We start from the raw sequence: 23169 nt of genomic DNA, 5'->3' as shown, positions 1-23169 counted from the left end.
ATGCTTCAGCCGCCACATCGCATGACTCCTTTACCCGAGGTCTTCAACTGCGACGGGATTCCAGGCACCAGGCCTGGAAAGCCTGTCATCCACGGTGTGCTGTAGGAAACGGTGACCGTCACATTGCAAGGGGTCGAACCTGATGACACAACCGCCACATCCCCCGGCTTCAGGGCAACCGACGGGGCAGCAGCCACTCCCGCGGCCTGAGCAGCGGCAACACTGTAGCCCGCATCGGACTGATGAATTGCGGCGTAGCGTGCTGCCTCCCGGGCGGCTTCCGACAACGAGATCTGGATGTTGAAGGCCCGACCAAACTCAAAGATGCCGAGCACCAAGACGAGAAATATCGGCAGCACCAAAGCGAACTCAACAGCGACCGCACCAGACTGGCCCTTGGTCTTTTTGGATCTCATTGCTTCTCCCAGATGAATGAGTCCGGGCCGGCTGCAGCCGATGGTTCATCGGAGCAGCCGGCCCGGGTATCGAATTGAAGCCGGCCAAGTCCGGGTTACGGCAGGGTGTCAGCTACGGTCTTGAAGCCCTTCAAGACGTCCTGGCCCAGAGTGGCCACGGTGCCGACGATGATGGCGGCGATCAGGGCCACGAGCAGACCGTATTCAACGGCTGTCGCGCCCTTCTCTTCCCGGGTGAAGCGGTCCTTGACGCCGGCAATAAATGCGATGGTGTGGATCATGAAAGTAGACATTGGAAAATCCTTCCCAGAAATGAATTTGATTTAAAAAAACGAGTGAGTAATGCTGGTGTATAAAGCAGTTCGAGATTTGAAAGGCCCTTGTTGCTTCAAGCCGTTCGAATTCGATGACATAAGAATTCACCCATTGCACCAAAAGCCACAATGCGTAGCCGTACTCGATTTATTAGGGCGACCATTACTTGCCGGATGGGCAGGTGGGCGCGAAGTACTCAGTTTCGGCCTCTGAACAGGCGGGAACTACTTGGTTCCAGAAGGAGACTTACTAATTGGGAAGCGCCGTCAAGCGGGGATAAGCACGTACTTACCCGGGCTCAGTGCAGGGCGAGGATCACACCAAAAGCCGCGAGAACCATTGCCGGCCCGTGGGCTGATTCGGCTGGCTTTTCCGCGGAACGCAGCCGCAACAACGCGACCGTCAGCACTCCGCCCACCACGAATCCAAGCAAACCGCCGAAGAGTACTTGCTGCCAACCCAAGTAGCCCAAGTACATTCCAAGTGGTGCCGCGAGCTTCACATCGCCCATTCCGAGGCTCCCGGGCGAAATCAGCCCCAAAATCAGGTAGCCAACGAAGAGTATGAAGCCGCCGGCCAGTGCTCGGAGCAGGTCCGTCCAGCCCGGTTCAAGCAACGAAGACAGTGCCAGGAGCCCCAAGGCGCCGCCAAGAAGGGTCAAAACAAGGGGATTGGGGAGTAAATGGAGCGTGAAATCAATGCGTGAAAGCTGCACTCCCAGAAGTGCCAACAAAAGGAAGGCCGGCAATTCAGTTGCCATTCCAAACCGCCACCCAAGCAGAGCAAAGAGCAGCGCGGTGACCACCGCCGTCGTGATCCGTATCTTCAGGGAGGGGAGGCCGCCGAGTCGCGGCAGCGTCCGCGCGATCAGCAACTCGGCCGCCGGACTCAGAAGGAGGCCGGCGAGAGCCAGCAGAAGCGGCATGGCAAGTCCGTCAGTCACGTGCACTCCCTCATTAACACAGGTTCACCCCTGTGTGCTCACCCCATTTTGACCCGGGCGCCCCGTTGAAGGTATTGTTTAGAGTCGTTGTGCGTGTCCTATCTCGATGACACATGCCTACAGGGGGATCCAGTTGCAGGATCGCTAACTCCATGGGCATTTCGAGATCCTGGGATAACTGGTACATAGAGCCCTCACCTCTGCTCCGGTAGCGCATACATAGTAGGTACACGCCTCACTGCGTGTCGCCTAAAACATGAACGCCAGAACAAGAACGAGGCAAAACCGTGCGTACGTACACCCCGAAGCCCGGCGATATCAACCGCCAGTGGCACGTCATTGACGCCACCGACGTTGTCCTTGGTCGTCTTGCCAGCCAGACCGCAACACTGCTGCGCGGAAAGCACAAGCCGACCTTTGCGTCCCACATGGACATGGGCGACTTCGTCATCATCATCAACGCTGAAAAGGTTGCCCTCACCGGCGCCAAGCTGGAGCAGAAGCGCGCATACCGCCACTCCGGTTACCCGGGCGGCCTGACCTCCGTCAACTACGCCGAGCTGTTGGAATCCAACCCGGTTCGCGCTGTTGAGAAGGCCATCAAGGGCATGCTCCCCAAGAACTCCCTCGCAGCTCAGCAGCTGGGCAAGCTCAAGGTCTACGCAGGCCCCGAGCACCCCCACGCTGCACAGCAGCCGAAGACTTTCGAAATCACCCAGGTCGCCCAGTAGTCCTGGCCACCAACTAAACTTTTTATTACAAGGAGAACCGTGGCTCAGAACGAAGAACTGACCGCCGAAGCCGTCGAGGCTGAGGAAACCCTCACCAGCTACACCTCTGAAAGCAGCGCCGCTGCTGAAGATGCTCCCAAGAAGGAGCGCCCGGCACTGACCGTTGCCGGCGCAGCTGTTGGCCGCCGCAAGGAAGCCGTTGCACGCGTTCGCGTTGTTCCGGGTTCCGGCAAGTGGACCATCAACGGCCGCACGCTGGACAACTACTTCCCGAACAAGCTGCACCAGCAGGACGTCAACGAGCCCTTCAAGATCCTTGATCTCGAAGGCGCCTACGACGTCATCGCCCGTATCCACGGCGGTGGCATCTCCGGCCAGGCCGGTGCCCTGCGTCTCGGTGTTGCCCGCTCGCTGAACGAGATCGACGTCGACAACAACCGCGCCACCCTGAAGAAGGCCGGTTACTTGAGCCGTGACGCCCGCGTCATCGAGCGCAAGAAGGCTGGTCTCAAGAAGGCACGCAAGGCCCAGCAGTACTCCAAGCGTTAATTCGCTTCGCCCCATTACAGGGGTATCGGAAGCCCGTTCCGCCGTTTCGGTGGGGCGGGCTTCCGTCGTTTAACGCTGCCGTCACTGCGCACGCGCGTGGACCGGGTCAAGGCGCTCCGGTGGCCCGATGAACAGGTGGTGCCGTGGCGTCGTCTAAACTTGACCCGATGTCTAGATTATTTGGAACAGATGGCGTGCGCGGTCTCGCGAACGGATTACTCACCGCTGAACTGGCTATGCAGCTCGCGCAAGCGGCCGCCGTCGTACTCGGCCACGACCGCGCGACAGACGGAAAGCGGCCCCGCGCCGTGGTAGCCAGGGACCCCAGGGCCAGCGGTGAATTCCTCGCCGCCGCCGTGGAGGCCGGGCTTTCCAGCTCCGGTATCGACGTTTACGACGCCGGTGTCCTCCCCACCCCGGCCGCGGCCTACCTGGTGGCAGATCTCGACGCCGACTTCGGCGTCATGCTGTCCGCCTCCCACAACCCTGCGCCGGACAACGGAATCAAGTTCTTCGCCCGGGGCGGCCAGAAGCTTCCCGACGACGTCGAGGACGCCATCGAAGCGCAGCTTGGCAAAGAGCCGCAGCGGCCCGTAGGCGCCGACGTCGGACGCATCCAGCGCTTCTCGGACGCGGAAGACCGGTACATCGTGCACCTGCTCGGCACGCTCCCGAAGCGCCTGGACGGCCTGAAGGTGGTGCTTGACTGCGCCCACGGTGCCGCGAGTGGATGCTCGCCCCAGGTATTCAAGGACGCCGGCGCGGACGTGGTGGTCATCGGAGCAGAGCCTGACGGACTGAACATCAACGAAGGCGTCGGTTCAACCCACCTGGGTCCGTTGAAAGAAGCCGTGGTCAAGCACGGCGCAGACCTTGGCGTGGCGCACGACGGCGACGCGGACCGCTGCCTGGCCGTCGACCACGAAGGCAACGAAGTGGACGGTGACCAGATCATGGCGATCCTGGCGCTGGCACTCAAGAAGGCCGGCAAACTCAAGGATGACATCCTGGTTGCCACGGTCATGAGCAACCTCGGGCTGAAGATCGCCCTTCGCGATGCCGGCATCACCATCCGGGAGACCGGCGTCGGCGACCGCTACGTGCTTGAAGAAATGCGCGACGGCGGTTACAACCTTGGCGGCGAACAGTCCGGCCATGTGATCTTCTCCGATTACGCAACCACAGGCGACGGCGTCCTGACCGGACTGCAGCTGGCAGCCCAAGTGGCCCTCACCGGCCGCACGCTCCAGGACCTTGCCGGCGCGATGACCAAGCTTCCGCAGCTCATGATCAACGTCAAGGGTGTCGACAAGGCGCGTGCCGCCACTGACGAAGGCGTTGCCGCGGCAGTGGCTGCAGCCGAGCTCGAACTCGGTGAGACCGGCAGGGTGCTCCTCCGCCCTTCAGGCACCGAGGCCCTGGTCCGCGTCATGGTGGAAGCGGCGGACATGGAAACGGCCGAGCGCATCTGCACCGAGCTCGCTGCCGTGGTCAAGGAGCGCCTGGGCGCCTCCAGCGAACTGGCTGTCTAAGAACCGGGCTACAGGTAGTCCGGAGCAGCTTCAAGCCCGAAGTACTCTTCGAGAGTCGTGATGCCGCGTGTGGCCATGTCCACCGCGGCATCCACTCCGATGTACCGGAGGTGCCAGGATTCGTAGAAGTAGCCTGTGGTGTCGTGGAACATCCAGGGGTACCTGACGACGAATCCGAACTTGTGCGCATTGGCTTTGGCCCAGACGGCTGCAGGCTGCTCGGCGAAGCATGGCTGGAAGCTGCAGGCTCCGCCTCCGTCGCCGATATCGAATGACCAGCCTGTCTGGTGTTCGGAGTGTCCGGGCCGCGCGGAGGCGCGATCGGCTGCGGCCTGCCCTGTGCTGGCAACATATCCGTTGTAGGTGGACACCTGCGTTGTGTAGGAACGGTAGCCCGAAGCCAGCGTCATGATGACGCCCTCCGATGCCGCTGCCCCGAACATCCTCTCTGCGGCAGCCGCCGTCGTGCTGTTCAAAAGGGCCGCTTCGCCGCTGACGGCGAGCCGGATGGCCGGCTGCACCAAGTCGGCCGGCACGAAGTCCTGAGGATTCAGCGGCCTGTGCTTGTTGACGATCACCCAGGGGCTGGTCGGATCGGTCAGGGAGTGCTGGGTCTTGATGGTGCTGGAAGGGGCCGGGCCCGGGCTGGTGGCCGCGGTGGGCTCTGCGGTGGGCTCTGCTGTGGCGGACGGCGTTGGTGTTGCGGCAGCGGCGCTTGAAGCTGGTGCAGGAGCCGCCACGTCGGTCTGGGCCGGCATGCTTGCGGCAGCAGGGGAGGGAGCCCCGTCCTGTGGCGTGCACGCCGTCAGGGCGGCGAGGCCGGCACTGACTGTGAGCAGCCCGGCGAAAGCCCGGCGGCTGGGCATCGGTGTGATTTCGTTCGGCAACTAGACCTTCCTCAGCAGCATGCGCCTGATGGAGTGGTCTGCGTCCTTGGTGAGCACCAACTGTGCCCGACCACGTGTCGGCAGCACGTTTTCCTTGAGGTTGGGCTCGTTGATGCGCTTCCAGATACCCCGGGCGGTGGACTCGGCGTCGTCGTCCGACAATGTGGCGTAACGGTGGAAGTATGACTCGGGCTGGGCGAAAGCCGTACTGCGCAGCTTCCGGAAGCGGTCCACGTACCATTCCTCGATGTACGAGGTCTTGGCGTCGACGTAAATGGAGAAATCGAAGAAGTCGCTGACGGCCAGGCCCTGTTTGCCGTCCATGCGGGGCCGTGCCGGTGCCAGCACATTCAAACCCTCGACGATCAGGACATCGGGGCGGCGCACAACAACTTCCTTGCCCGGCACGATGTCGTAGGTAACGTGCGAATACCAGGGCGCCCGGACTTCCTCTGCGCCGCCTTTGACCTCCGAAACGAAGCGAAGGAGCCCCCGCCGGTCGTAGGACTCCGGAAAGCCCTTGCGCTCAAGCAGGTGCCGGCGTTTGAGCTCAGCCAGGGGGTAGAGGAAGCCGTCCGTCGTAATGAGTTCCACGTTCGGCGTTCCTGGCCAGCGGCGCAGCATCTCGCGGAGAACGCGGGCGATGGTGGACTTGCCTACTGCCACGGAACCGGCCACGCCGATCACGAATGGCGTGCGCTGGGTTTGCTCACCAAGGAAGGTGGTGGTTGCGGCGTGCAGCTGGTGGGATGCCTGGACATAGAGGTGAAGGAGCCTTGAGAGGGGGAGGTAGACCTCCCGGACTTCCTTCATGTCCAGGGGATCGCCGAGCCCGCGCAGACGGAAGATGTCCTCTTCGTTGAGGGGCTGCTCCATCTGTGCTGCAAGCCTGGACCAGGTCTGGCGGTCCAGCTCGACAAACGGGGAAGCGCCGTCGCCATTAGCTTCGGTGCGTTGCAAAGTCACGATCATGATTCTGCCCTCCGCGCGGCTGATCAGGAAATGCGCGATGGCTGGGGGATGAATTATGGGTGCCGTAAAGGTCGTCAGGGACCCCATGAAATGGGATGTCCCACATCAGTTGTTTGCGTTAGCCGTTAGGCTTGTACCCATGTGTGGAATCGTAGGCTATGTTGGCAATTCGTCTCGCGAGGCAGCTGGTTACAGCGCCCTTGACGTCGTGGTGGAAGGGCTGCGCCGTCTGGAGTACCGCGGCTATGACTCCGCCGGCGTCGCAGTAGTGGCTGATGGGGCCATCTCGTCCCGTAAAAAGTCCGGCAAGCTGAGCAACTTGATCGAGGAACTGGAAGCGCATCCCGTTCCCAAGTCCCTGACAGGCATTGGCCACACCCGGTGGGCCACGCACGGCGGCCCCACCGACCGCAACGCCCACCCGCACCTTTCCGATGGTGGGCGGTTGGCTGTCATTCACAACGGAATCATCGAGAACTTCGCCGAGCTCCGTCAGGAACTGCTCGCCAAGGGCGTCACGTTCGAATCCGAAACGGACACCGAGGTCGCTGCGGCACTTCTGGGAGACATCTTCCGGAACCAGCTCAACGGCGACGGCGGCAACCTCACCGAAGCGATGCGCCTCGCCTGCCAGCGGCTCGAGGGTGCTTTCACGCTCCTGGCAGTGCACGCTGACCAGCCGGACGTAGTTGTTGCTGCCCGCCGTAACTCTCCCCTGGTCGTGGGATTGGGCGATGGCGAGAACTTCCTCGGCTCCGATGTCTCCGGCTTCATTGACTACACGCGCCGCGCTGTGGAACTGGGCCAGGACCAGATCGTCACGATCACCGCGGACAGCGTTGAGATCACCGACTTCTTCGGTGCACCGGCTGAAGGCAAGGAATACCACGTTGACTGGGACCCGGCTTCGGCTGAAAAGGGTGGCTTCAGCTCCTTCATGGAGAAGGAAATCAACGACCAGCCCGACGCTGTGGCACAGACCCTCCTGGGACGCTCCGACCTCAACGGCAAGCTGACGCTGGACGAACTCCGTATCGATCCCGAGCTCCTCAAGCAGGTGGACAAGATCATCGTCCTCGCCTGCGGTACGGCAGCCTATGCGGGCCTGGTGGCCAAGTACGCCATCGAGAACTGGTGCCGCATCCCCACCGAGGTGGAGCTCGCCCACGAGTTCCGTTACCGTGACCCGATCGTGGACTCCAACACCCTGGTGGTTTCCATCAGCCAGTCCGGCGAAACCATGGACACCCTCATGGCCGTCCGTTACGCCCGGGAACAGGGTGCCAAGACGATCTCGATCTGCAACACCAACGGTTCCACCATTCCGCGCGAGTCCGACGCCGTGCTCTACACGCACGCCGGTCCGGAAATCGCTGTCGCCTCCACCAAGGCGTTCCTTGCGCAGATCACGGCTGCCTACCTCCTGGGCCTCTACCTGGCCCAGCTGCGCGGCAACATCTTCTCCGGCCAGATCAAGGATGTCCTCGCGGACCTGAACAAGATCCCGGCCAAGATCCAGACAATCCTGGACAACGCAGGACCGCTGCGCGAGCTGGCCCGCAGCATGAAGGACGAAAAGTCCGTGCTGTTCCTCGGCCGTCACGTTGGCTACCCGGTTGCCCTCGAAGGCGCCCTGAAGCTCAAGGAAATCGCCTACATCCACGCAGAAGGCTTCGCCGCCGGCGAGCTCAAGCACGGGCCGATCGCCCTGATCGACGACGGCCAGCCGGTCTTCGTCGTCGTGCCGTCCCCGCGTGGCCGTGACTCCCTGCACTCCAAGGTGGTCAGCAACATCCAGGAAGTCCGCGCACGTGGTGCACGCACCCTGGTCATCGCCGAAGAGGGCGACGAGTCGGTCAAGGACTACGCAGAGCATGTCTTCTACGTACCGGAGACGCCCACGCTGCTCATGCCGCTGCTCACCACGGTTCCGTTGCAGATCTTTGCTGCCGAACTGGCCGGGGCGAAGGGATACGACGTCGATCAGCCGCGTAACCTCGCCAAGAGCGTGACCGTAGAATAACGGCATGATTGTTGGCATTGGCGTAGACGTCGTAGATATTGAGCGGTTTGGCCGGCAGCTTGAACGGACTCCCGGGCTGAGGGATCGCCTGTTTGTGCCCGCCGAGCGTGAACTCAACACACGTTCCTTGGCTGCCCGTTTCGCGGCCAAGGAAGCAGTGGCCAAGGTCCTGGGCGCACCGGCAGGCATGAACTGGCAGGATTGCTGGATCGGCCTTGACCAGAATGGTCCAACCATCCAGGTCAAGGGAACTGTGCTTGCCGTCGCTGAGGCCAAGGGCGTCAAGCGTTGGCACCTGTCGATGAGCCACGACGGCGGCATCGCCACGGCAACCGTCCTCGCTGAGGGCTAGACGGACACTTAAACAATGATCAGCGCCTTCACCGGACAACAGATCAGGGACACGGAACAGCCGCTCCTGGACTCCGGTGAGGGCGCTGTTCTTATGCAACGGGCAGCGTACGGCCTCGCCCAGGCCGTGATCCGTGAGCTGAAGAAAAAACGCCGGTTGGCCGGTGCATGCGTCACGGTTCTCGCCGGCAAAGGCAACAACGGCGGCGATGGCCTCTATGCTGCCGCGTATCTCGCCCGACGCGGAATGCGTGCGACGGCGGTACTCGCCGGCGATTCCGTCCACGCGGAAGCATTGGCTGCTCTTCTCGCCGCAGGTGGGCGGGTTTTGCAGCTCGGTCCTTCAAATGCCGAAGAGCTCGCTGTTCTGTGTGCCGGTGAGGACGTGATCATCGACGCCCTGCTGGGTACCGGCGCCCGCGGGGGATTGCGCGAAGCCCCGGCCGAGCTGATTGCCGCGCTGCAGGAACTCGGACCACGGCTGGTTGTCGCCTGTGACGTCCCAAGCGGGCTGGATGCAGGCACCGGGGAGGTCCACTGGCCCGTGCTGGATGCCGATGTCACGGTCACGTTCGGTGGTGTCAAGGCAGGGCTCCTGACCGATCCAGGTGAGGGCTGCGCGGGGCGGGTGGAACTGGTGCAGATCGGCATCGAGGCCGCGCTTCAGGACCAGGCGCCGGAGTTGCGCCGCCTGACCGACCCGGACCTTGGCGCCTTGCTGCCCCGCCCCGGCCGGAGATCACATAAATACTCCCGCGGTGTCCTGGGAATTGTTGCAGGTTCGTCCCGTTTTGCCGGCGCCGCTGTCCTGGGTGTGCACGCCGCAGCCCTCGCCGGGGTGGGCATGGTGCGCTACGTCGGCCCCGGGTCCGCGGCGCGAATGGTTCTCTCCCGGACCCCGGAGGCCTTGTGGGAGGACAAGGATCCGGGCCGGGTCCAGGCATGGGTAGTGGGTCCGGGCGTCGACGGGGAAGAGCAATTGGGCCGTGCAGGGGCTGCCGTGGAGGCGGCCCTGGGCCATGACCTTCCGGTAGTGGTCGATGCCGGGGCGCTGAGCCTCCTCCCGGAACGTTGCCCGCCCCAATGGATCCTTACCCCGCACGCCGGCGAACTTGCGTCCTTGCTGGATTCGCTGCCGTCCACGGGCGAAGTTGCGGTGACCCGGGCCGACGTCGAATCCCGGCCCCTGCACTTCGTACGCCAGGCGGCCCAACAAACCGGAGCCACAGTGCTCCTGAAGGGTGCCACGACACTTGTGGCGTCGCCGTCGGGAATTGTTTTCAGCCAGTCGGAGGGCATCCCCTGGATGGCGACCGCCGGCAGCGGCGATGTCCTGGCCGGAGTGCTGGGAGCGTTGCTGGCTCAGGCCGCTGAAGAGATAGGCGGCGACGACGGCGCGTATGCCGGCCTGGGCCTGGACCCTGCGGACCGCTGGGCTGCTGTGGCGGCCGTGGCGGCGGGCATCCACGGCAGGGCAGGTGCCCTGGCGTCGACGGATTGCGACGGTGGCCCCCTTACAGCCTCGGCAATTGCTGCGGCTGTGCCGCGCGTTATTGGTTCGCTCAGCGCGGAATACGACCGAACAATACCGTAAGGTTACTGTCGTTGTCAGGGTACTGAGTAGGCTTGCAACAGTTGTTCGCATCATCAAGAGGAGAACGCATGGAAGTCTGGCCTGGATCGGCTTATCCGCTGGGTGCCACCTTTGACGGCACCGGCACCAACTTCGCGCTTTTCAGCGAGAAGGCCGAAAAAGTGGAGTTGTGTCTCTTTGACGACGACGGCGGCGAAGTCCGCGTAGACGTTACCGAGGTAGATGGTTACGTATGGCACTGCTACCTTCCGCAGGTGCAGCCGGGACAGAAGTACGGCTACCGGGTTCACGGGCCCTACGATCCCGACGCCGGTCAGCGTTTCAACCCCAACAAACTGCTGCTGGATCCGTACGCAAAAGCCATCCACCGGCAGATCGACTGGGATCCGTCCCTTTTCTCCTACAACCTGGGAGACCCCGATTCGCGGAACGATGAGGACTCAGCGCCGCACATGATGCTTGGCGTCGTCATCAACCCGTTCTTCGATTGGGACGGCGACAAGCTCCTGAGGATTCCCTACCACAAGTCGGTCATCTATGAGGCCCACGTCAAAGGCTTGACCCAGCTGCACCCGGAAGTCCCCGAAGAGCAGCGCGGCACCTACGCCGGCGTGGCACACCCCGCGGTCATCTCGCACCTGCAGAAGCTCGGGATCACCGCAATCGAACTGATGCCGGTGCACCAGTTCGTCAACGACGGCATCCTGCAGGACAAGGGCCTGAACAACTACTGGGGCTACAACACCATTGGTTTCTTCGCGCCCCACAACAGCTACAGCTCCAAGGGCGACACCGGCCAGCAGGTCCAGGACTTCAAAGCCATGGTCCGTGCGCTGCACACCGCGGGAATCGAAGTCATCCTGGACGTTGTGTACAACCACACCGCCGAAGGCAACCACCTGGGACCCACGTTGTCGTTCAAGGGCATCGACAACTCCGCGTATTACCGCTTGGTGGAAGATGACCAGAAGTACTACATGGACTACACGGGTACGGGCAACTCGCTGAACGTCCGCAGCCCGCACTCCCTGCAGCTGCTGATGGACTCCCTCCGCTACTGGGTCACGGAAATGCACGTCGACGGCTTCCGCTTCGACCTCGCCTCCACCCTGGCACGCGAGTTCTACGACGTTGACAAACTCTCCACCTTCTTCGAACTCATCCAGCAGGATCCCGTGGTTTCGCAGGTAAAGCTCATTGCCGAACCGTGGGACGTTGGTCCCGGTGGTTACCAGGTTGGCAACTTCCCGCCGCAGTGGACGGAATGGAACGGCCAGTACCGCGATACCGTCCGTGACTTCTGGCGCGGGGAACCCTCGACTCTGGGCGAATTCGCTTCCCGGCTGACCGGGTCGGCTGACCTGTACGAACACTCAGGCCGGCGGCCGGTGGCATCGATCAACTTCGTCACCGCCCACGATGGCTTCACGCTGGCAGACCTCGTCTCCTACAACGAGAAACACAACGAGGCCAACGGCGAAGACAACAACGACGGCGAGTCCCACAACCGTTCATGGAACTGCGGCGAGGAGGGGCCGACAGACAACCCCATCGTCCTCGGCTTGCGGGCGCGTCAGCAGCGGAACTTCATTGCCTCCCTGTTCCTGTCGCAGGGCGTTCCCATGCTGCTGCACGGTGATGAACTTGGCAGGACGCAGAACGGCAACAACAACGGCTACTGCCAGGATTCCGAACTTACGTGGATCAACTGGGACAACGTGGACCAGCCCCTGATCGAATTCACCGCGGCCGTGAGCGCACTGCGTGCCAAGCACCCCAGTCTGCGGCGCAGCCGGTTCTTCGATGGACGCCCTGTCCTGCGTGGGGAGGGCGAGCGGCTCCCGGACATCGTATGGCTGGATGCTGACGCCAGCACCATGAGTCCCTCGGATTGGGATGAAGCCCTGGGCCGCTCCGTTGGCGTGTTCCTGAACGGTGACGGCATCCATGGCCGCGACAATCAGGGCCGCCGCATTACAGACGTCAACTTCCTGCTGTACTTCAACGCCGACCAGGAAGACGTCGACTTCCGGATTCCCTCGGATGAATACGCGCCGGCCTGGGATGTCATGATCGATACTGCCGGAGAGGGAGCCGAAGCGGGCGTCATCAAGCCCGACCAGATCCTTTCCGTTGGCGGTAAGTCGCTGGTGGTCCTCCGTGCGCACAGCACTCCCGAGATCGAGCCGGACCACTCCGTCGCTGCCTCGCTTGCAGCATTGACGCAGACGAGCACCCCTGAAACGGCCTCGATTACGGCTCCCGCCGTCACGTCGCTGCCGTATGACTACAAGGGCCCCGACGAAGGGGACGACGCCGGCGAAGCTGCGGAAGCGGGCGAGGTTACGGAAGCGGGCGAGGCGAAGGAGACCGAATCATGAGGACGCCGGTCTCCACCTACCGTCTCCAGATCCGTCCCGGCTTCACCTTGCAGGATGCCGCCGGACTCACGGGTTACCTGCACTCCCTGGGCGTCGATTGGGTGTACGTCTCGCCCATCCTGACCGCGGAGCAGGGCTCGGACCACGGCTATGACGTGACCGATCCCTCCACGGTGGACCCCTCCCGGGGTGGCCCCGAGGGTTTGGCTGCCCTGACCAGGGCCGCCAAGGACAACGGCATGGGAATTCTTGCCGACATCGTGCCCAACCACATGGGTGTTGCTACTCCCAAGCAGAACGCCTGGTGGTGGAACCTCCTGAAAGACGGGCGGGATTCCAAATACGCCGAGGCCTTCGACGTGGACTGGGAATTCGGCGGCGGCAAGATCCGGATCCCGGTCCTGGGCAGCGACGACGACCTCGACCAGCTCAAGCTGGTGGACGGCGAACTGCACTACTACGACCACCGCTTCCCCTTGGCCGAAGGAACGTTCGCCTCAGGAGACAGCCCCAAGGATGTCCACTCGCGCCAGCACTACGAATTGATCGGATGGCGGCGGGCAGATGCGGATCTGAACTATCGCCGATTCTTCGCCGTGAATACCCTGGCCGGCATCCGGGTCGAAATTCCCTGGGTGTTCGACGAGTCGCACGCCGAGGTTGTCCGCTGGTTCCACGAAGGACTGGTGGACGGACTCAGGATCGACCATCCGGATGGGCTTGCCGATCCGGAAGGCTACCTTGCCAGGCTTCGCGAGGCGACCGGGGGCGCTTACCTGCTTGTGGAGAAAATCCTCGAACCCGGCGAGCAACTTCCGGAGACTTTCAGCTGCGAAGGAACAACCGGTTATGACGCCCTCGCGGACGTAGACCGCCTGTTCGTGGATCCAACCGCCGAGGAATACCTCAATTCCCTGGACGCACGGTTGCGGAACTCGGAGAAAGCGGCCGATTACGCCGAGATGATCCATGGGACCAAGCGGCGGATCGCTGACGGCATCCTGCGTTCAGAGATCCTGCGGCTTGCCCGCTTGGTACCGGTCTCCCTGGAACTGCCGTTCGCCAAGGTGGCCGACTCCCTTGCCGAGGTCATCTGCTGGTTCCCCATTTACCGGACATATTTGCCCTACGGCGGGAAAACCCTCGTGGAAGCAATCGAGCGGGCCGGCCGACACCGCCCCGAACTCGAACCCGTCCTTGGGAAGCTGCAGCCGCTCCTGCTGGATCCCGAAAGTGCTTTGGCGCGGCGGTTCCAGCAGACATCGGGAATGGTCATGGCCAAGGGCGTGGAGGACACCGCGTTCTTCCGCTACACCCGATTGGGCTCTCTCACCGAAGTCGGCGCAGACCCCACGGAGTTCTCGTTGCCCAGCGGGGTCTTCCACGAACGGATGGCTCGGCGCCAGCGGCTCCTGCCGCTCTCCATGACCACCCTGAGCACGCACGACACAAAGCGGAGCGAGGACGCCAGGGCGCGGATATCGGTTATTTCCGAGGCCGTGCCGGAGTGGGAACTTTTCCTTGGAACAGTTCAGCAGCTCGCGCCGATTCCGGACGGACCGTTGGCGGCGCTGGTCTGGCAGTCGATCGTGGGTGCCTGGCCGGCAGACCGCGGGCGGCTTCAGTCATACGCGTTGAAGGCGGCGCGCGAGGCCGGCAACTCCACCAACTGGACCGACCCGAACCCGGAGTTCGAAAGGCAGCTTGCAGCCGCCGTCGACGCCGCGTTCGACGTTCCCGAGGTCGCGGCCGCCTTGAAGAACTTCGTGGCTGAGCTGGAACCATACGGGACCTCCAACTCGCTGTCCGCCAAGTTGATCCAGCTCACCATGCCCGGCGTCCCTGACGTTTACCAAGGCACGGAGTTCCGGGACGGATCACTGACCGATCCGGACAACCGACGGCCGGTGGACTTCAAGGCACGCAAAGAAGCTTTGGCAGCATTGGACCAGAGAGCGACACCGTCGTTCACGGAGGAATCGGCCAAGTTGCTGGTGCTCTCCCGGGCGTTGAGGTTGCGTAGGGACCGGCCCGAGCTGTTCGAAGGTTACTTGCCCGTCGCGGCGCAGGGAGCGGCAGCAGCACATGTGGTGGCCTTCGACCGCGGGTCTGGTCGTCGTGGCGCGCTGACTGTCGCCACGCGCCTTCCCCGTCGTCTTGCACGGGAAGGCGGCTGGCGGGACACCGTCATCGAACTCACGGTGAACTGCAGGGACGAGCTCACAGGGGCGAGCTATGCCCCGGGTGCTGTCCAGTTGAGCACCCTGCTGGAGCGGTACCCTGTGGCGCTGCTGGTACCCACTGACTGACGCCACCACGAATCACGGCAACGCACGCTTAAGGAACGTACAGGGGAACATCATGCTGAAGCACGCTGCTGGAAAGAATCTCTTTGATGTCTGGGCGCCGAACGCAAAAACTGTTCGGCTGGTGGCCGGAGGCCACGAATACGGCATGGAGCAATACGACGACGCCGCTGCCCACGGCTGGTGGCACGCGCCGGCTGAGGCGGTGGCAGGGGGAGTCGACGGCGTGCCGTACGGCTATCTTGTGGATGGAGAAGGACCGTTCCCTGATCCGCGTTCGCGGCGGCAGCCGGACGGCGTCCATGGCCTGTCTTCAACGTTCGACCCGTCCATCCACGAATGGAAGGATTCCGGCTGGAAGGGACGGAACCTCAAGGGTTCCGTCATCTACGAACTGCACCTGGGCACGTTCACGCCGGAGGGCACACTGGATGCCGCCGCTGGAAAATTGGACTACTTGGTGGACCTCGGCGTCGATTTCATTGAACTCCTGCCGGTCAACGGGTTCAACGGTGTCCACAACTGGGGTTACGACGGCGTCCTTTGGTACGCCGTGCATGAACCCTATGGTGGTCCCGCCGCCTATCAGCGCTTTGTTGACGCGGCGCACGCTGCGGGGCTTGGCGTCATCCAGGACGTCGTCTACAACCACCTCGGTCCGAGCGGAAACTACCTGCCAAAGTACGGTCCTTACCTGAAATCGGGGGAGGGCAACACCTGGGGTGACTCCGTCAACCTTGACGGCCCGGGCTCCGATGACGTGCGCCGCTACATTCTGGAGAATGCGGCGATGTGGCTCCGCGACTACCACGTTGACGGACTTCGGCTCGATGCCGTCCATGCACTCCGGGACGAACGGGCCGTGCACATCCTGGAGGACTTTGGTGCGCTGGCTGACCAGATCGAGTCTGAAACGGGGATACCGAAAACCCTCATCGCAGAATCGGACCTGAACAACCCGCGCCTCATCTATCCCCGCAAGGACAACGGCTACGGGCTGGAGGGGCAGTGGAGCGACGACTTCCACCACGCCGTCCACGTCAACCTCAGCGGAGAAACCACCGGCTACTACTCGGACTTTGAATCGCTGTCCGTGCTTGCCAAGGTCCTGGAACACGGCTTCTTCCACGATGGCAGCTACTCGAGCTTCCGGGGTCGCCATCATGGCCGGTCAATCCGGCATGACCTCGCGCACCCATCGGCCCTGGTGGTCTGCCTGCAAAACCATGACCAAATCGGAAACCGGGCCATAGGTGACCGACTCACGGCGACGTTGTCCTATGGCAAGTTGGCCATAGGTGCCGTGCTGACCATGACCTCTCCCTTCACCCCCATGCTGTTCATGGGAGAGGAGTTCGGTGCTTCAACGCCGTGGCAGTTCTTCACCTCCCACCCGGAGCCCGATCTAGGCAAGGCCACAGCCGAGGGACGGATCAAGGAGTTCGAGCGGATGGGGTGGGATCCGGCTGTTGTCCCCGATCCGCAGGATCCTGAGACGTTCGAACGCTCCAAGCTCAAGTGGGAGGAGGCCGGCGAGGGAGACCACGCCCGCTTGCTCCGGTTGTACCGGGATTTGGCACAGCTGCGCCGAAAAACGCCTGAACTAGTCGACGGCGGCTTCGGGGACACCTCCGTCGAGTTCGACGACGCGGAACAGTGGCTGCAGATGTCCCGGGGGAGAATCCGTGTTGTGTGCAACTTCGGTGAGGACGCACTCGTGACGCCCCTCGAGGGGTCCTTGTTGCTGTCTACCGATTCCGAAGCTGCCATGGACGAGGACACGCTGACGCTCCCGGGCGCCAGCGCCGCCGTCGTACGCGTCAACTGACACAAGCAGTGAACCGGGGTGACGGCGCCCACATGGCGGACACCGCCGTCGCCCCGGTTTCCACAGTGGCAGGATGGTACGTATGACTTATTCGGCCGCGGAAAACCGCTACGAAACCATGCCCTACCGCCGTGTCGGACGCAGCGGACTCAAGCTGCCCGCCATCTCGTTGGGCCTTTGGCACAACTTCGGCGACGACAAGCGATTCGACGAGCAACGCGCCATCCTGCGAAGGGCTTTCGACCTCGGCGTCAATCACTTCGACCTCGCCAACAACTACGGTCCGCCGGACGGATCGGCCGAAACGAACTTCGGACGCCACTTGAAGGACGACTTCAAGCCCTACCGCGACGAACTCGTCATCTCCACGAAGGCCGGCTACTACATGTGGCCTGGTCCGTACGGCGAATGGGGATCCCGCAAGTACCTGATTTCCAGCCTCGACCAGTCCCTCGAACGCATGGGCCTGGAGTACGTGGACATCTTCTACAGCCACCGCCCGGACCCCGAAACACCCTTGGAAGAAACCATGGGCGCCCTGGACTACGCGGTCCGTTCAGGCAAGGCGCTCTACGCGGGCATCTCGTCCTACACCCCTGAGCAGACCCTCGAAGCGGCCCGGATCCTCAAAGAACTCGGCACCCCGCTGCTGATCCACCAGCCGAGCTACTCCATGCTGAACCGGTGGACCGAGAATGGCTCACCCAACCTCTACGAGGCATTGGACCAGGTGGGCGCAGGCTCCATCGCTTTCTCGCCCTTGGCCCAGGGGATGCTGACCGACCGGTACCTCAACGGTGTGCCGGCCGACTCCCGCGCAGCAAAGGAACGTTTCCTGTCCGAGTCGCAGCTGACCGAGGACAAGCTTGACCGGGTGCGCGGGCTCAACGCAATCGCCCAGGGCCGGGGACAGACGCTCGCCCAAATGGCTGTGGCCTGGATCCTCCGGGATCAGCCGAAGGGCTCGCCGGTGACGTCGGCACTGGTGGGAGCTTCCAGTGTGAAGCAGCTGGAAGACACGCTCAGCGCCATCCAAAACCTGGAGTTCACCACGGAAGAACTGACGGCGATCGACGAGTTTGCTGTTGAATCGGACATCAACCTGTGGGCGCAAAAGTAGCCGTTCACGATTGACATAAACGGGAGGGGCCGGTCGGGAACAAAGGCGGCCCCTCCTGTGTTGGCTACAATGCAAGTGTGCGCCGAATGGCGCCGTGCCAATCAGTCGTGCCCTGGACTCAGCCAGCGGTGCGCCTGGCACCTGAGGTTTAGTTCTCAAAGGAGTTCCGTGTCTTCACATCCGATTCGTGTTGCCATTGTCGGCGTAGGTAACTGCGCCGCATCGCTGGTCCAAGGTGTTCAGTACTACCGCGACGCTGACCCCAAGGCCACGATCCCGGGTCTGATGCACGTCGAGTTCGGCCAGTATCACGTCAACGACGTCCACTTCGTTGCTGCTTTCGATGTCGACAGCAAGAAGGTTGGACTGGACCTGGCGGACGCCATCGGCGCCAGCGAAAACAACACCATCAAGATTGCCGACGTCCCCGCTACGGGCGTCACCGTCCAGCGCGGCCACACACTGGACGGACTGGGCAAGTACTACCGCGAAACCATCGTTGAGGCTCCGGAAGAGGCCGTGGACATCGTCGCTGCATTGCGCGAAGCCAAAGCGGACGTCATGGTCTGCTACCTGCCTGTTGGTTCGGACCAGGCCGCCAAGTTCTACGCCCAGTGCGCCATCGACGCCGGCGTCGCTTTCGTCAACGCACTGCCCGTGTTCATCGCCGGCACCAAGGAATGGGCCGACAAGTTCACTGCTGCCGGTATCCCGATCGTGGGCGACGACATCAAGAGCCAGATCGGTGCCACCATCACCCACCGTGTCATGGCCAAGCTGTTCGAAGACCGCGGCGTCACCCTGGACCGTACGTACCAGCTGAACGTCGGCGGCAACATGGACTTCAAGAACATGCTGGAGCGCGACCGCCTGGAATCCAAGAAGATCTCCAAGACCCAGGCCGTTACTTCAAACGTCGAGGCCGAGCTGCACGCCGACGACGTCCACATCGGGCCTTCCGACTACGTCGCCTGGCTTGATGACCGCAAGTGGGCCTTCGTCCGCCTCGAAGGCCGCAACTTCGGCGACGCCCCTGTATCCCTGGAGTACAAGCTCGAGGTATGGGATTCCCCGAACTCTGCCGGCGTGATCATCGATGCCATCCGCGCCGCCAAGATCGGCCTGGACCGCGGCATCGGCGGCCCGCTGCTCTCCGCTTCCAGCTACTTCATGAAGTCGCCGCCGGAGCAGTTCAACGACGACATCGCCCGCGAAAAGGTCGAAGCCTTCATCCGCGGCGACATCGAACGCTAAACACCGCAGGACCCCTTTGTCACCTGACGCCCCCGCACTGTGTGCGGGGGCGTCAGTCGTCTCCAGGACCCTCTTCCACATCCCCATGGTTTCCCACGGTCGCTTGCTCACATCCCTATGGTTTCCCACGGTCGCTTGCTCACATCCCTATGGTTTGGTGGTGACGCTTACTCACATCCCTATGGTTTGACGCCGACGCTTACTCACCCCTTCAAACGCGTGCGGGAGGGTTTGGTTGAAGGGCGTGGGGTGTGCGGGAGGGTTTGGTTGAAGGGCGTGGGGTGTGAGGAAGGGTCAGAAAAGGCCCGTGGGGTTGCCGTCGGCGTCGATGTCCATGCGCATGGCTGCCGGTTCCTTCGGAAGCCCGGGCATGGTCATGACGGCCCCGGTCAGTGCCACGATGAAACCGGCACCGGTTTTCGGGATGAGGTCGCGAACGTGCACCCGGAAACCCTTGGGTGCCCCGAGCCTGGAGGCGTCATCAGTGAAGGAGTACTGGGTTTTGGCCATGCAGACGGGAAGGCCGGACCAGCCGTTCTTCTCAATCTCCGCAAGGCGTTTGAGGGCCGGCACGGAGAACTCCACGCCATCGGCCCCGTATATCTCCTGCACGATCGTCCGGATCTTGTCCTCCACAGGCAGCTCCAACGGGTAGAGGTGATGGAAACCGGACGGCGCATCCAAGGCAGCTGCCACCTTGGCGGCCAGTTCGTCCCCGCCGTCGCCGCCTCCACCGCGGCCCCAGACATCTGCGACGGCGGCCTCCACCCCTTCCGCTGCACACCATGCAAGGAGCCAGTCGAGTTCTTCCGCAGTGTCGGTGGCGAACTTGTTGATGGAGACAACCGGGGTGATACCAAATTTGGCCACGTTCCGGACATGCCTCTTGAGGTTCTCCACTCCGGCAGCCATGGCATCCATGTTGGGCTCGCCGAGGTGTTCCTTGGGAACCCCGCCTTGCATCTTGAGGGCCCGGATGGTGGCAACAACCACGACGGCGGATGGCGCCACTGCTGCGATCCGCGCCTTGATGTCCATGTACTTTTCGGCGCCAAGGTCCGCCCCGAAGCCGGCCTCGGTGACCACCACGTCAGCCAGCTGCATGGCCGTCCTGGTGGCGATCAGCGAATTGCATCCATGGGCGATGTTCGCAAACGGACCCCCATGTACCAGCGCCGGAGTTCCTGCGATGGTCTGGACGAGGTTTGGCTTGATGGCGTCCTTCAGGAGCATCGTAAGTGCGCCTTCAACACCGAGATCCGCGACGGTGACCGGTGCCCGCTCATAGGTGTACCCGAAAGTGATCCTGCCCAGGCGGCATCGGAGATCGTCCAGGTCCGTGGCCAAGCAGAAGACGGCCATGATCTCGGACGCCACGGTAATGTCGAATCCATCCTGCCGTGGCACGCCCTGCGCGGGGCCACCAAGGCCGATCACCACTTCCCGCAGGGCACGGTCGTTCATGTCAAGGACGCGTTTGAACGTCATGCGGCGGGGGTCGATTCCCAGCTGGTTCCCTTGGAAGATGTGGTTGTCCACCAAGGCCATGAGGGCGTTGTTTGCTGAGGTGATCGCGTGGAAATCCCCGGTGAAGTGCAAGTTGATGTCGTCCATCGGCAGGACCTGGGAGTAGCCACCTCCCGTAGCCCCGCCCTTCATCCCCAGGATCGGCCCCAAGGAAGGCTCCCTAAGCGCGATCATGACTTTGTGTCCGGCGCGGGCCAGGGAATCGGCGAGTCCTACGGTGGTGGTTGATTTGCCTTCTCCGGCGGGAGTGGGGGACATGGCTGAAACAAGCACCACTTTTCCCGGCACCTTGTCGGCAGGGAACGCCAGCTTTCCAGGGTTGATCTTGGCTTTGTAACGCCCGTACAGCTCAAGGGCATCCACGTTGATGCCCGCTCTTTGGGCGATCTCCTCAATGGGGAGCATGGCGGCATTGCGGGCAATCTCAAGATCACTCATGGCCTTGTTTTCAGACATCGTTGTCCTTCGGCTGGATGTTCCCGTGTCACGGCTGACGCTTATGGCGCGCTAACGCTGTGCGCGACAATCTACCAGCCGCGAGGCCCGACGCTGAGGAACCTCAGGTCCTCGGAAGCAACAGGCCCCCGACGGCTTCACGGTAGCTGTCCAAGGTGATCGCAGCTGTGCGCTGCCAGCCGAACGATTCGGCATGGGTGGCCGCGAGCCGGCCCATGTCCTCGCGGGTCTGGACGTCGTCGTAGAGGTCCTCGAGGGCATCGGCCCAGTCCGTGGGGTCGTGTCCGTCCACCAGGATTCCGGTGCGGCCGTCCGAGATTGCCCGGGACAGACCACCGACGTTGGTGGCGACTACGGGTGTACCGCACGCCTGTGCTTCCAAAGCCACCAGGCCAAAGGACTCGCTGAACGATGGCATCACGACGACGTCGGCCGAGCGGAACCACCCGGCGAGTTCGGGCGCCACCACCGGCGGACGGTGGGTGACGACGTCGTCGAGTCCTGCTTCGTGGATGATCTGTTGGAGGTTGAAGTCCTTGGCGCCGCTCAACGAGCCCAGGATGGTCATTTCCAGGTCGATGTCCGGCCTGCGCTTGCGGAGGATTCCGGCGGCCTTGACGAAAATCTGGGGACCTTTGAGCCGCTGGATCCGGCCGGCAAACAGAATGTGGAAGCTCTCCGGCCGCACCTCCAGCCGGGCACGTGACTTCTTGCGGAACGACGGCGTAAAGACGTTGAGGTCTACGCCGGGCGGAGCGATGTCGATCCGGTCGCGGTCCGCCCCGTAGTGCGACACGAGTTCATCGGCTTCAGCTGGGGTATTGGCTATCAGGCGGGCCGCGCCATCGACGATCCGCTGCTCGCCGTTCTCGCGGCGCCGCGGCTCCGGGTGTTCGCCGGGTTGCAGCACGAGGTTCTTTACCTTCGCCATGGTGTGCATGGTGTGCACCAGAGGAACTCCCCACAATGAGGCCAACTCAAGCCCCGCAACGCCGGAGACCCAATAGTGCGAGTGGATGGCGTCGTAGCGGCCATGCAGTTGCCGGTTCCGGATATTGTCGATCTCCACCACCATGTGGTGCAGAAGTTCGGGCAGTTCTTCCTTGGGTATCTTCCGGCGTGGTCCGGCCTTGACGTTGTGGACGCACACGCCGGGACCGGGATGCTCGACGGCGGGCTGGCTGGCTTTGGTGGCGCGCGTGAAGATCTGCACTTCAACACCCGACTCGGCAAGTGCCATGGCCAAGGCCCTGACGTAGACGTTCATCCCACCGGCGTCACCGGCCCCGGGCTGCTCCATGGGGGAGGTGTGCAGTGACAAGAACGCCACTCGACGGACCATCGGCATCGCACTCCTCCTGACTTTCACCGCACGTGGCTTTTGCCCTGCAGAAAACACTACTCCTGCCAAACCGTGCCTCAATAAAGCGGCCCCGCTATGTGGACAAGGCTGCTAGCGTGTGGGCTGTGAGCCAAGAACAAAGCTTTGACATCCGCGTCGCAACACCGGGCGACTGGGCCGGCATCTGGTCCATCCTGGAACCCGTGATCCGGGAGGGCGAGACCTTCACCTGGGACCGCGGCACACCGGAGGACGAAGCGAAGGCGAAGTGGACCAAGGAAGAGCCCGGCCAGACGTTTGTGGCCGTCGACAGGGAATCCGGCAAGATTCTCGGGACCGGCGAATTCCACCCCAACCAGGGCGGTGGTGGCAGCCATGTCGCCAACGCCGGTTACATGGTGGCGGCCAACCATTCGGGCCAGGGCATTGCGCGGGCGCTCTGCGCATACTCGCTCCAGGAAGCCAAAGCTGCGGGGTTCTACGCGATGCAGTACAACGCGGTGGTGGAGAGCAACGTCAGGGCCGTGTGGCTGTGGCAGTCCATGGGATTCCGAATCCTTGCCACGGTGCCGGAGGCCTTCAACCATCCGGAGATCGGCTACGTGGGCCTGCACGTGATGTACCGCAAACTCTAGCCTTGTC

The 23169-nt window shown here is 62.8% G+C and carries 19 protein-coding genes; 12 read left to right on the top strand and 7 right to left on the bottom strand.

Going from position 1 to position 23169, the window contains the following annotated elements; translation table 11 throughout:
• Nucleotides 1–5: 5 nt before the first annotated feature.
• The 3 genes from JMY29_RS13985 to JMY29_RS13975 form a co-directional block, all read right to left on the bottom strand.
• Nucleotides 6–416 (bottom strand): TadE family protein, encoded by a 411-nt coding sequence (locus JMY29_RS13985; RefSeq protein WP_189075245.1) that lies wholly within the window; start codon nucleotides 414–416, stop codon nucleotides 6–8.
• A 95-nt stretch (nucleotides 417–511) separates the two neighbouring features.
• Nucleotides 512–709, bottom strand: a complete 198-nt coding sequence (locus tag JMY29_RS13980; RefSeq protein ID WP_064721600.1) for a Flp family type IVb pilin — start codon at nucleotides 707–709, stop codon at nucleotides 512–514.
• A 320-nt stretch (nucleotides 710–1029) separates the two neighbouring features.
• Nucleotides 1030–1656, bottom strand: coding sequence for a prepilin peptidase (locus JMY29_RS13975; protein WP_233461375.1), 627 nt, complete (start codon nucleotides 1654–1656; stop codon nucleotides 1030–1032).
• Between the two features lie 305 nt (nucleotides 1657–1961).
• Between JMY29_RS13975 and rplM the strand changes: the two genes are divergently transcribed.
• The 3 genes from rplM to glmM all read left to right on the top strand — a co-directional run bounded on the left by rplM (nucleotide 1962) and on the right by glmM (nucleotide 4486).
• Nucleotides 1962–2405, top strand: coding sequence for a 50S ribosomal protein L13 (gene rplM / locus JMY29_RS13970; RefSeq protein WP_011775554.1), 444 nt, complete (start codon nucleotides 1962–1964; stop codon nucleotides 2403–2405).
• 39 nt (nucleotides 2406–2444) lie between these two features.
• A complete protein-coding gene (gene rpsI, locus JMY29_RS13965; protein WP_018776652.1) occupies nucleotides 2445–2954 on the top strand; it encodes a 30S ribosomal protein S9 in 510 nt (169 codons plus the stop codon).
• Between the two features lie 167 nt (nucleotides 2955–3121).
• Nucleotides 3122–4486: a phosphoglucosamine mutase gene (gene glmM, locus JMY29_RS13960; protein ID WP_026266997.1), complete on the top strand. Its 1365-nt coding sequence runs from the start codon at nucleotides 3122–3124 to the stop codon at nucleotides 4484–4486.
• 8 nt (nucleotides 4487–4494) lie between these two features.
• Here the strand turns inward: glmM and JMY29_RS13955 are convergent, their stop codons facing one another.
• Both JMY29_RS13955 and coaA read right to left on the bottom strand, forming a co-directional pair.
• Nucleotides 4495–5373 carry a M15 family metallopeptidase gene (locus tag JMY29_RS13955; RefSeq protein ID WP_370874695.1) on the bottom strand — a complete coding sequence of 293 codons (879 nt, stop codon included), beginning with the start codon at nucleotides 5371–5373 and terminating at the stop codon, nucleotides 4495–4497.
• Entirely contained in the window at nucleotides 5374–6345 is a 972-nt protein-coding gene (coaA, locus tag JMY29_RS13950) for a type I pantothenate kinase (RefSeq protein ID WP_018776649.1), read from the bottom strand.
• A gap of 139 nt (nucleotides 6346–6484) precedes the next feature.
• On the opposite strand from coaA, the gene glmS reads away from it, so the two are divergent.
• The 8 genes from glmS (at nucleotide 6485) to JMY29_RS13910 (ending at nucleotide 19202) form a co-directional block, all read left to right on the top strand.
• Nucleotides 6485–8368, top strand: coding sequence for a glutamine--fructose-6-phosphate transaminase (isomerizing) (gene glmS / locus JMY29_RS13945; protein WP_018776648.1), 1884 nt, complete (start codon nucleotides 6485–6487; stop codon nucleotides 8366–8368).
• 4 nt (nucleotides 8369–8372) lie between these two features.
• Nucleotides 8373–8720 (top strand): holo-ACP synthase, encoded by a 348-nt coding sequence (locus JMY29_RS13940; RefSeq protein ID WP_018776647.1) that lies wholly within the window; start codon nucleotides 8373–8375, stop codon nucleotides 8718–8720.
• A 15-nt stretch (nucleotides 8721–8735) separates the two neighbouring features.
• Complete coding sequence (locus JMY29_RS13935) at nucleotides 8736–10313, top strand: NAD(P)H-hydrate dehydratase (RefSeq protein ID WP_189075243.1); 1578 nt, start codon at nucleotides 8736–8738, stop codon at nucleotides 10311–10313.
• Nucleotides 10314–10381: 68 nt separating this feature from the next.
• Nucleotides 10382–12694 carry a glycogen debranching protein GlgX gene (glgX, locus tag JMY29_RS13930; RefSeq protein ID WP_039242365.1) on the top strand — a complete coding sequence of 771 codons (2313 nt, stop codon included), beginning with the start codon at nucleotides 10382–10384 and terminating at the stop codon, nucleotides 12692–12694.
• A complete protein-coding gene (treY, locus tag JMY29_RS13925; RefSeq protein ID WP_189075242.1) occupies nucleotides 12691–15003 on the top strand; it encodes a malto-oligosyltrehalose synthase in 2313 nt (770 codons plus the stop codon). Before glgX ends, treY begins: the two co-directional genes overlap by 4 nt.
• A 52-nt stretch (nucleotides 15004–15055) precedes the next feature.
• Nucleotides 15056–16828 (top strand): malto-oligosyltrehalose trehalohydrolase, encoded by a 1773-nt coding sequence (treZ, locus tag JMY29_RS13920; protein WP_189075241.1) that lies wholly within the window; start codon nucleotides 15056–15058, stop codon nucleotides 16826–16828.
• Nucleotides 16829–16910: 82 nt separating this feature from the next.
• Nucleotides 16911–17948 carry an L-glyceraldehyde 3-phosphate reductase gene (mgrA, locus tag JMY29_RS13915; RefSeq protein ID WP_018776642.1) on the top strand — a complete coding sequence of 346 codons (1038 nt, stop codon included), beginning with the start codon at nucleotides 16911–16913 and terminating at the stop codon, nucleotides 17946–17948.
• Nucleotides 17949–18116: 168 nt separating this feature from the next.
• Nucleotides 18117–19202, top strand: coding sequence for an inositol-3-phosphate synthase (locus JMY29_RS13910; protein WP_018776641.1), 1086 nt, complete (start codon nucleotides 18117–18119; stop codon nucleotides 19200–19202).
• Between the two features lie 294 nt (nucleotides 19203–19496).
• Here the strand turns inward: JMY29_RS13910 and JMY29_RS13905 are convergent, their stop codons facing one another.
• Both JMY29_RS13905 and mshA read right to left on the bottom strand, forming a co-directional pair.
• Nucleotides 19497–21185 carry a formate--tetrahydrofolate ligase gene (locus JMY29_RS13905; protein ID WP_189075240.1) on the bottom strand — a complete coding sequence of 563 codons (1689 nt, stop codon included), beginning with the start codon at nucleotides 21183–21185 and terminating at the stop codon, nucleotides 19497–19499.
• 103 nt (nucleotides 21186–21288) lie between these two features.
• Nucleotides 21289–22533, bottom strand: a complete 1245-nt coding sequence (gene mshA / locus JMY29_RS13900) for a D-inositol-3-phosphate glycosyltransferase (RefSeq protein WP_189075239.1) — start codon at nucleotides 22531–22533, stop codon at nucleotides 21289–21291.
• Between the two features lie 110 nt (nucleotides 22534–22643).
• Here mshA and JMY29_RS13895 point away from each other — a divergent pair, with 110 nt between their 5' ends.
• Nucleotides 22644–23162, top strand: coding sequence for a GNAT family N-acetyltransferase (locus JMY29_RS13895; RefSeq protein ID WP_189075238.1), 519 nt, complete (start codon nucleotides 22644–22646; stop codon nucleotides 23160–23162).
• Nucleotides 23163–23169 lie beyond the last annotated feature (7 nt).

The sequence above is a fragment of the Paenarthrobacter nicotinovorans genome (assembly GCF_021919345.1).
Lineage (GTDB): Bacteria > Actinomycetota > Actinomycetes > Actinomycetales > Micrococcaceae > Arthrobacter > Arthrobacter nicotinovorans.
The sequence above is the reverse complement of the archived record's forward strand: the minus strand, read 5'-3'. Positions and strand labels throughout refer to the sequence as shown.

What these genes read in the sequence shown, in the direction of transcription:
- JMY29_RS13985 (WP_189075245.1), bottom strand. Translation starts at nt 416, where the DNA reads ATGAGATCCAAAAAGACCAAGGGCCAGTCTGGTGCGGTCGCTGTTGAG.
- JMY29_RS13980 (WP_064721600.1), bottom strand. Translation starts at nt 709, where the DNA reads ATGTCTACTTTCATGATCCACACCATCGCATTTATTGCCGGCGTCAAG.
- JMY29_RS13975 (WP_233461375.1), bottom strand. Translation starts at nt 1,656, where the DNA reads ATGCCGCTTCTGCTGGCTCTCGCCGGCCTCCTTCTGAGTCCGGCGGCC.
- glmM (WP_026266997.1), top strand. Translation starts at nt 3,122, where the DNA reads ATGTCTAGATTATTTGGAACAGATGGCGTGCGCGGTCTCGCGAACGGA.
- coaA (WP_018776649.1), bottom strand. Translation starts at nt 6,345, where the DNA reads ATGATCGTGACTTTGCAACGCACCGAAGCTAATGGCGACGGCGCTTCC.
- glmS (WP_018776648.1), top strand. Translation starts at nt 6,485, where the DNA reads ATGTGTGGAATCGTAGGCTATGTTGGCAATTCGTCTCGCGAGGCAGCT.
- JMY29_RS13940 (WP_018776647.1), top strand. Translation starts at nt 8,373, where the DNA reads ATGATTGTTGGCATTGGCGTAGACGTCGTAGATATTGAGCGGTTTGGC.
- JMY29_RS13935 (WP_189075243.1), top strand. Translation starts at nt 8,736, where the DNA reads ATGATCAGCGCCTTCACCGGACAACAGATCAGGGACACGGAACAGCCG.
- glgX (WP_039242365.1), top strand. Translation starts at nt 10,382, where the DNA reads ATGGAAGTCTGGCCTGGATCGGCTTATCCGCTGGGTGCCACCTTTGAC.
- treY (WP_189075242.1), top strand. Translation starts at nt 12,691, where the DNA reads ATGAGGACGCCGGTCTCCACCTACCGTCTCCAGATCCGTCCCGGCTTC.
- treZ (WP_189075241.1), top strand. Translation starts at nt 15,056, where the DNA reads ATGCTGAAGCACGCTGCTGGAAAGAATCTCTTTGATGTCTGGGCGCCG.
- mgrA (WP_018776642.1), top strand. Translation starts at nt 16,911, where the DNA reads ATGACTTATTCGGCCGCGGAAAACCGCTACGAAACCATGCCCTACCGC.
- JMY29_RS13905 (WP_189075240.1), bottom strand. Translation starts at nt 21,185, where the DNA reads ATGTCTGAAAACAAGGCCATGAGTGATCTTGAGATTGCCCGCAATGCC.
- mshA (WP_189075239.1), bottom strand. Translation starts at nt 22,533, where the DNA reads ATGCCGATGGTCCGTCGAGTGGCGTTCTTGTCACTGCACACCTCCCCC.